7 protein-coding genes are annotated in these 6,886 nt (G+C 67.9%); 5 read left to right on the forward strand and 2 right to left on the reverse strand.

What is annotated here, in order from left to right:
• Positions 1–82 precede the first annotated feature (82 nt).
• Positions 83–1,012 (reverse strand): MBL fold metallo-hydrolase, encoded by a 930-nt coding sequence (locus ACT4N8_RS12600; protein ID WP_444858474.1) that lies wholly within the window; start codon positions 1,010–1,012, stop codon positions 83–85.
• A gap of 2 nt (positions 1,013–1,014) precedes the next feature.
• Positions 1,015–1,362, reverse strand: coding sequence for an ArsR/SmtB family transcription factor (locus ACT4N8_RS12605; RefSeq protein WP_444858475.1), 348 nt, complete (start codon positions 1,360–1,362; stop codon positions 1,015–1,017).
• A gap of 329 nt (positions 1,363–1,691) precedes the next feature.
• Between ACT4N8_RS12605 and panB the strand changes: the two genes are divergently transcribed.
• From panB to ACT4N8_RS12630, 5 genes are all read left to right on the forward strand, one after another.
• Positions 1,692–2,546: a 3-methyl-2-oxobutanoate hydroxymethyltransferase gene (gene panB / locus ACT4N8_RS12610; RefSeq protein WP_444858476.1), complete on the forward strand. Its 855-nt coding sequence runs from the start codon at positions 1,692–1,694 to the stop codon at positions 2,544–2,546.
• A 140-nt stretch (positions 2,547–2,686) separates the two neighbouring features.
• Positions 2,687–3,451 carry a tetratricopeptide repeat protein gene (locus ACT4N8_RS12615; protein WP_444858477.1) on the forward strand — a complete coding sequence of 255 codons (765 nt, stop codon included), beginning with the start codon at positions 2,687–2,689 and terminating at the stop codon, positions 3,449–3,451.
• A complete protein-coding gene (locus ACT4N8_RS12620; RefSeq protein ID WP_444858478.1) occupies positions 3,448–4,818 on the forward strand; it encodes an outer membrane protein assembly factor BamB family protein in 1,371 nt (456 codons plus the stop codon). The genes ACT4N8_RS12615 and ACT4N8_RS12620 overlap by 4 nt, the downstream gene beginning before the upstream one ends.
• Positions 4,819–4,839: 21 nt before the next feature.
• Positions 4,840–6,222, forward strand: a complete 1,383-nt coding sequence (gene der, locus ACT4N8_RS12625) for a ribosome biogenesis GTPase Der (RefSeq protein ID WP_444858479.1) — start codon at positions 4,840–4,842, stop codon at positions 6,220–6,222.
• A gap of 106 nt (positions 6,223–6,328) precedes the next feature.
• A complete protein-coding gene (locus tag ACT4N8_RS12630; RefSeq protein WP_444858480.1) occupies positions 6,329–6,757 on the forward strand; it encodes an Hpt domain-containing protein in 429 nt (142 codons plus the stop codon).
• Positions 6,758–6,886: the final 129 nt, after the last annotated feature.

Raw genomic sequence — 6,886 nt, forward strand, 5'->3', positions numbered from 1 at the left:
GGAGCGCGGCGGCGGACCCGATCAGCAAGCCGCCGCCGATCGCCATCAATGGCGTCATCGTATCCACGACTTTCGTCTCCGCTTAGAGCTGGTTGAGCGGGAGCTTGAGGTAGCTGACGCCGTTTTCCTCAGGCGCCGGCATCCGGCCGCCGCGCATGTTGACCTGGATCGACGGCAGGATGAGCTTCGGCATCGAGAGGGTCGCGTCGCGCTGCGTGCGCATCTCGACGAAATCCTCCTCGCTCACGCCCTCGTGCACGTGGACGTTGCCGGTCCGCTCGGCGAGTATGGTCGACTCCCAGACATATTCGTCGCGGTTCGGCGCCTTGTAGTCGTGGCATAGGAACACGCGGCTCCGGTCCGGCAGCTTCATCAGGCGGCGGACCGAACGGTAGAGTTGACGAGCGTCACCGCCGGGGAAGTCCGCCCGTGCCGAGCCGTAGTCCGGCATGAACATGGTATCGCCAGTGAACACGGCGTCGCCGATGGTGTAGGCCATGTCCGCCGGCGTATGGCCAGGAACATAGAGCGCGATCAGGGGAATCTCGCCAATCATCAGCTTGTCGCCGTCGACGAGCAGCCGGTCGAACTGCGAGCCGTCGCGGGCGAAACGCGTCCCTTCGTTGAAGATCTTGCCGAACACGTTCTGGACTGTGACGATCTCAGCGCCGATGACGAGCTTGCCGCCAAGCTTCTCCTGGAGATAGGGCGCGGCCGACAGGTGATCGGCGTGGGCATGCGTCTCGAGCAGCCACTCGACCTTGAGGCCTTCCGCCTCGACATAGGCGATCATGGCGTTGGCGGATTCGAAGCTCGTCCGCCCCGAAGGCTGATCGAAGTCGAGGACGCTGTCGATGATCGCGGCGATCTTGGTCGCGGCGTCATGCACGACGTAGCTGGCGGTAAAGGTCGGCTCGTCGAAGAAGGCCTTCACGTGCGGCGTACGAATTTTTCCCTGCAACACGGCCTGCACTTGGGCAGCGGCTCGCTCGAGATTGATGTCCTTGTCCATGATCAGCTTCCCCTGGTTCTGGTGGCGCTCGACTGACGGAGTTCCGGGCAGAAGAGGTCATGGAGAAGCGCGAGCAGCTGTTCTGCCTTCGGATCGCAGACGCGGTAGAAGACCGTCTGGGCTTCCTTTCTGGTGGCAACGAGCCCTTCCTCGCGCAGCTTGGCGAGATGCTGCGACAAGGCCGATTGGCTGAGCCCCACGCGATCGACGAGTTCCCCAACCGACAGCTCGCCACTCTCAGCCAGATAACACAGGGTCAGCAGCCGAAACTGATTGGCCAGCACTTTCAGTATGCTTGTGGCCTCGCCCGCATGACGTGTGAACTCAGATGCAGGAAGCCCGATGCTCATGCCCATCTCCATTAGTAGAACCTAATTTAGGTGATCCTAATGAAGATGCAAGGGCTGATTTAGAGAAGACGGAGCCTGGGCGTTCAGGCTTTGGATCACTCTGGACAGGCGCACCCCCCAACGTCCGCTTACGGGACAGCGCGACTGAAGCCTGCACGACCGCATTGGGCGCATTGCAGACCTTCAGCACGGGGCGCCGGGCAGCTTTCGTGGTTTTCACCCATGGGCGCCGCGTCTGATCCCCAGCCATGCGCCAGCCCCGGCCAATTTAAGAACGAGCCGCGACCCGCGCTTTGCCGCGCCGCAGCAAATCGGCTAAGCGTTCGGCCATGTCCACCTACACGATCGACACGGCGACGAGCCGCGCCACGCCCAGCCCGGCGCCGATGAAGCGTCTGACCGCGCCGGCGATCATGGCGCGCAAGGGCAAGGAGCCGATCGTCTCGCTGACCGCCTACACGATGCGGATGGCGCAATTGCTCGATCCGCATTGCGATTTCCTGCTCGTCGGCGACAGCCTGGGGCAGGTCATCTACGGCCTGCCTTCGACGATCCCGGTGACGCTCGAAATGATGTGCGCGCACGGCGCGGCGGTGGTGCGCGGCTCGTGGCACGCTCTGGTCGCCGTCGACATGCCGTTCGGCTCCTACGAGGAGTCCCCCGAACAGGCCTTCCGCAATGCGGCGCGGGTGCTCAAGGAAACCGGCGCCGCGGCGGTCAAGCTGGAGGGCGGCGAGGCGATGGCGGAGACGATCGCCTTCCTCTCGAAGCGCGGCATTCCGGTGATCGGCCATGTCGGCCTGACCCCGCAGGCGGTGAACGCGCTCGGCGGCTATCGCGCCCGCGGCCGCGACGAGGCGGAGGCGAAGAAGGTGCTCGCCGACGCCAGGGCGGTCGCGGAGGCCGGCTGCTTCGCGCTCGTCCTCGAAGGCGTGATGGAGGAGATCGCGGCCGAGGCGACCCGGATCGTGCCCTGCCCGACGATCGGGATCGGCGCGTCGGCGCAATGCGACGGCCAGATCCTCGTCACCGAGGACATGCTCGGCCTGTTCGAGCGGACCCCGCGCTTCGTCAAGCGCTTCGGCGATCTCGCCGCCGAGATCGGCGCGGCGGCCGAATCCTATGCCCGCGACGTGAAGGCCCGCGCCTTCCCGACCGAGGAGCAGATTTATCGCCCGAAATGAGGGGTCTTTCCCTTCGGCGAGCGCGTCTGTAATGAGCGCGTGGGGGCGCGCCCGCCGGCGCGTCCGGGGCGGGCGCCAAGCATCGTTTTTGAAGGGGGAAACGCTGCCTCGAGCGGCGCGTCCCTGGAGTGGAGAAGAGATTGGCGATCAAGCCCAACGACGGCGAGGTTTTCCTTCGCGAGGTCGACGAGGAGCTCCGCAAGGAGCGGATGAACACGATCGTCAGGCGCTATGGCTGGGCGATTGTCGCCGGTTTCGTGCTGCTGCTCGGCGCGATCGGCGGCTATTTCTGGTGGCAGGCGCGCAGCGAAGCCCAGGCCGGCGACCAGGGCGAGGCGCTGGTCAGCGCGATGCAGAGCCTGGAGGCCGGCAACCGCAACGCCGCCATGCCCAAGATCGACGAACTGGCGAACAGCGATATTGACGGCTATCGCGCCGCGGCGCTCTTCGCCCCGGCGAACGTCCAGCTCGCCGCGAACAACAATGCCGCGGCGATCGCCACCCTGCGCGCCATCGCCGACGACGAAGGCCTCGCCGAGCCCTATCGCCACGCCGCTTTGGTCCGCCAGACCGCGCTCGAATTCGACAGCCTCCAGCCGCAGCAGGTGATCCAGCGCCTGCGCCCGCTCGCCCGGCCCGGCCAGGCCTGGTTCGGCTCGGCCGGCGAGATGGTCGGCATCGCCCATCTGCGGATGAACCGGCCCGATCTCGCCGGGCCACTGTTCGGCCAGATCGGCCGCGACGAGACGGTGCCGCCGTCGATCCGCACCCGCGCCATCCAGATGGCCGGCGCGCTCGGCGTGGACGCGCTGCCGCAGAATGAAACCAGCCGCGGCCAGCCCGACGAAGCGGGCAATCCGCCCGCCGACGGCAACCAGGCCGCAACGAGGGAAAAAGCCCAATGAAGCGTATCGCGTTAGGCCTGGTCATCGTCGCTCTGCTGGGCGGGTGCGGCACGTTCGGCGGCGGCGATCGCCGCAACACGCCCACGCTCGGCACGCGCACCCCGGTGCTCGCCAGCGAGGCGCGGATCACGGCCGATCCGGCTTTGGCCGATCTCCCGGTCTCGGTCCCCGGCCCGATCCTCAACCCCGAATGGGCGCAATCGGGCGGCAACGCCGCCAAGTCGATGGGCCATGTCGCGCTCGGCGACACCCTCGGCGAAGCCTGGAGCGTCAGCATCGGTGCAGGCAGCAGCAATCGCGCGCGTCTCGGCTCCGAGCCGGTCGTCGCCGACGGCCGCGTATACACGATCGACACCCGCGCCGTGGTCCGCGCGTTCAGCGCCGATACCGGTGCGCAGCTCTGGCAGACCCAGGTGCGCGGCGAAAATTCGCCGTCCGAGACCCTGTTCGGCGGCGGCGTCGCCTATGACGGCGGCCGCATCTACGTCACCAACGGAGCGGGCGACGCGGCCGCGCTCGATGCTGCCACCGGCGCGCAGGTGTGGCTGGTCAAGCCGGGCGGTCCCTTGCGCGGCGCCCCGACCATCGCCGGCGACAATGTCTGGGTGCTGAGCCAGGATAACCAGCTCTACACGCTCGACGCCGCCACCGGCGAGCGGCGCTGGACGGGCAGCGCCTCCTTCGAGCTCGCCGGCGTGTTCGGCGTCGCCTCGCCCGCCTTCGCGCAGAGCACCCTCGTCGCCGGCTATTCGTCGGGCGAGCTCACCGCCTATCGCTACGAAAACGGCCAGGTCGTCTGGCAGGACGCCTTGGCGCGGACCGGGATCAGCACCATCGTCGGCACGATCTCCGACATCGACGCCGATCCCGTGATCGACAATGGCCGCGTCTTCGCGGTCGGCCAGGGCGGCCGCATGGTCGCGGTCGAGCTGATCACCGGCCAGCGCGCCTGGGAGCTGAACATCGCGGGCATCTCGACGCCGTGGGTGGCGGGCGACTGGGTCTTCGTCGTCACCGACCGGGCGCAATTGCTCGCGCTTGCCCGCTCGTCGGGCCGGGTGCGCTGGATCGCCCAGCTCCCCGCCTTCCGCGTGCCGCCGCGCGAGCGCCGCCCGGGCCGCAGTGACGCGCCGGGGCGCAGCCTGATGACTCCAGGGCGCGATCCGATCTTCTGGCGCGGCCCGATCCTCGCCGGCAACCGGCTGATCCTGACCAGCAGTCGGGGCCAGATCGCCTATGTCTCCCCGGTGGACGGCAGCATCCTGGCGACGGTCGAGTCGAATACGACCTTCTCGCTGGCGCCAGTGGTCGCCAACAACACGCTCTACATCCTCTCCGACGACGGCCGGTTGACCGCCTGGAGGTAAGCGGGCAGGGCGGCCGGTCTCATGGCCAAGCTGCCCACCATCGCGATCGTCGGCCGGCCCAATGTCGGCAAGTCCACCTTGTTCAACCGTCTGGTCGGCAGGCGGCAGGCGCTTGTCGACGACCGGCCCGGCGTCACCCGCGACCGGCGCGAGGGCGAGGCGAACCTGCTAGGCCTCGATTTCCGGGTGATCGACACCGCCGGCTATGAGGACGAGAATCCGGCGACCCTGCCGGGGCGGATGCGCGCGCAGACCGTCGCTGCGGTGCGCGAGGCGGATGCCGCGCTGTTCCTGATCGACGCACGCGCGGGCACCACCCCCCTCGACGAGGAGATCGGCCGCTGGCTGCGCTCCGAGACGACGCCGGTGATCCTCGCCGCCAACAAGGCGGAAGGCCGCGCCGGCGAGGCGGGGCTGCTCGAAGCGTACAACCTCGGCCTCGGCGAGCCGATCGCGATCAGCGCCGAGCATGGCGAGGGCATCGCCGACCTGTTCGAGCAGCTCCGCCCCCATGTCGAGCGCACCGCCGAAGACGAGGACGAGGCGGGTGAAGCAGGCGAAGGCCCGCTCAAGCTCGCCATCGTCGGCCGCCCCAATGCCGGCAAGTCGACCCTGATCAACCGCATGCTCGGCCAGGACCGGCTGATCACCGGCCCCGAGGCCGGGATCACGCGCGATTCGATCGCGGTCGACTGGTCCTGGCAAGACAAGGACGGAAATGTCCGCCCGGTTCGGCTGATCGACACGGCGGGGATGCGAAAAAAGGCGAAGGTCGAGTACAAGCTCGAGAAGCTCTCGGTCGCCGACGCCCGCCGCGCGGTCGATTTCGCCGAGGTCGTCGTGCTCCTCCTCGACGGCACGCGCGGGCTGGAGGCGCAGGATCTCAAGATCGCCGATTCCGCCCTGCGGGAAGGCCGGGCGCTGATCGTCGCGATCAACAAATGGGACGTGGCCGAGGAAGGCAGCAGCCTGTTCAACGGCATCAAGGCGGCGCTCGAAGAGGGTCTGAGCCAGGCGCGGGGCATCCCCCTGCTCACCGTCTCGGGCCGGACCGGCAAGGGCATCGACCAGCTCCTCGCCGCCGCCTTCGAGGTGCGCGAGGCCTGGTCGCAGCGGGTCTCGACCGGCCAATTGAACCGTTGGTTCGAGGAAGCGGTCGAGAAGAATCCGCCGCCCGCGCCGGGCGGCAAGCGGATTAAGCTGCGCTACATCACCCAGGTCAACACCCGCCCGCCGAGCTTCGTCCTGTTCGGCACCCGCGTCGATCAGCTCCCGGATTCTTACCTGCGCTACCTCGTCAACGGCATCCGCCGTGAATTGGGCTTCGGCGCCGTCCCCGTCCGCCTCCACGCACGCGCGTCGCGAAATCCGTTCGGGACGGGCGCAAAGTCACCGCCGCGTTAACCATTCCGTTCGGGCGGCTACGGTGGCTTTGGGGTCGGCGCGTCAACAGGCTGTTTACCTGGCGCGGGTAAGCTCACGGGGCTTGTCGCAGCGAAGGGAAGCACGAGTGGACGCTGCCGCCGAATCCGTGGTCGACTGGGCCGAATTCTCGCGCATGCGCGCGGAATTGGGGGCCAGCTTCGTGCGCATCCTCGGCTATTTCCATGAGGACGGCGAGAAAGCGGTGGCGGCGATCGAGGCGGCGATGCACGCCCGCGAGGCGGCCGCGCTGATCCTCCCCGCCCACACCCTCAAGTCCGAGGCGCGGCAGTTCGGCGCGACGGCGCTGGGCGGGCTCGCCGAGGAGATCGAGGATGCCGGCCGCCACGCGGTCGAGATCCGGCTCTTCCCGGATCATATCCTGCCCCAGGTAGCGCAATTGCGCGCGCTCTATCGCACGACGCTCGACCAGCTCCTCGCCGAGACCAATCCGCTCGCCCAGCGCGGCAATGTCGGCCACAAGGCGCCGAGCAACCAGGGCTTCGGCCGGCTCTGATAAAGTCTTGATTCCAATTGCTGCTGCCCAGCCTCCCGACTATGTTTCGGGGAAAAGGGGCTTTTTGTGCGCAGATCGAGACTTTGCTTCATCTCGGCGGCGGCGGCGCTCCTGCAGCCCGCGCCGGCC

Origin of the sequence: Sphingosinicella sp. (genome assembly GCF_052387495.1) — a bacterium.
Classification (GTDB): domain Bacteria; phylum Pseudomonadota; class Alphaproteobacteria; order Sphingomonadales; family Sphingomonadaceae; genus Allosphingosinicella.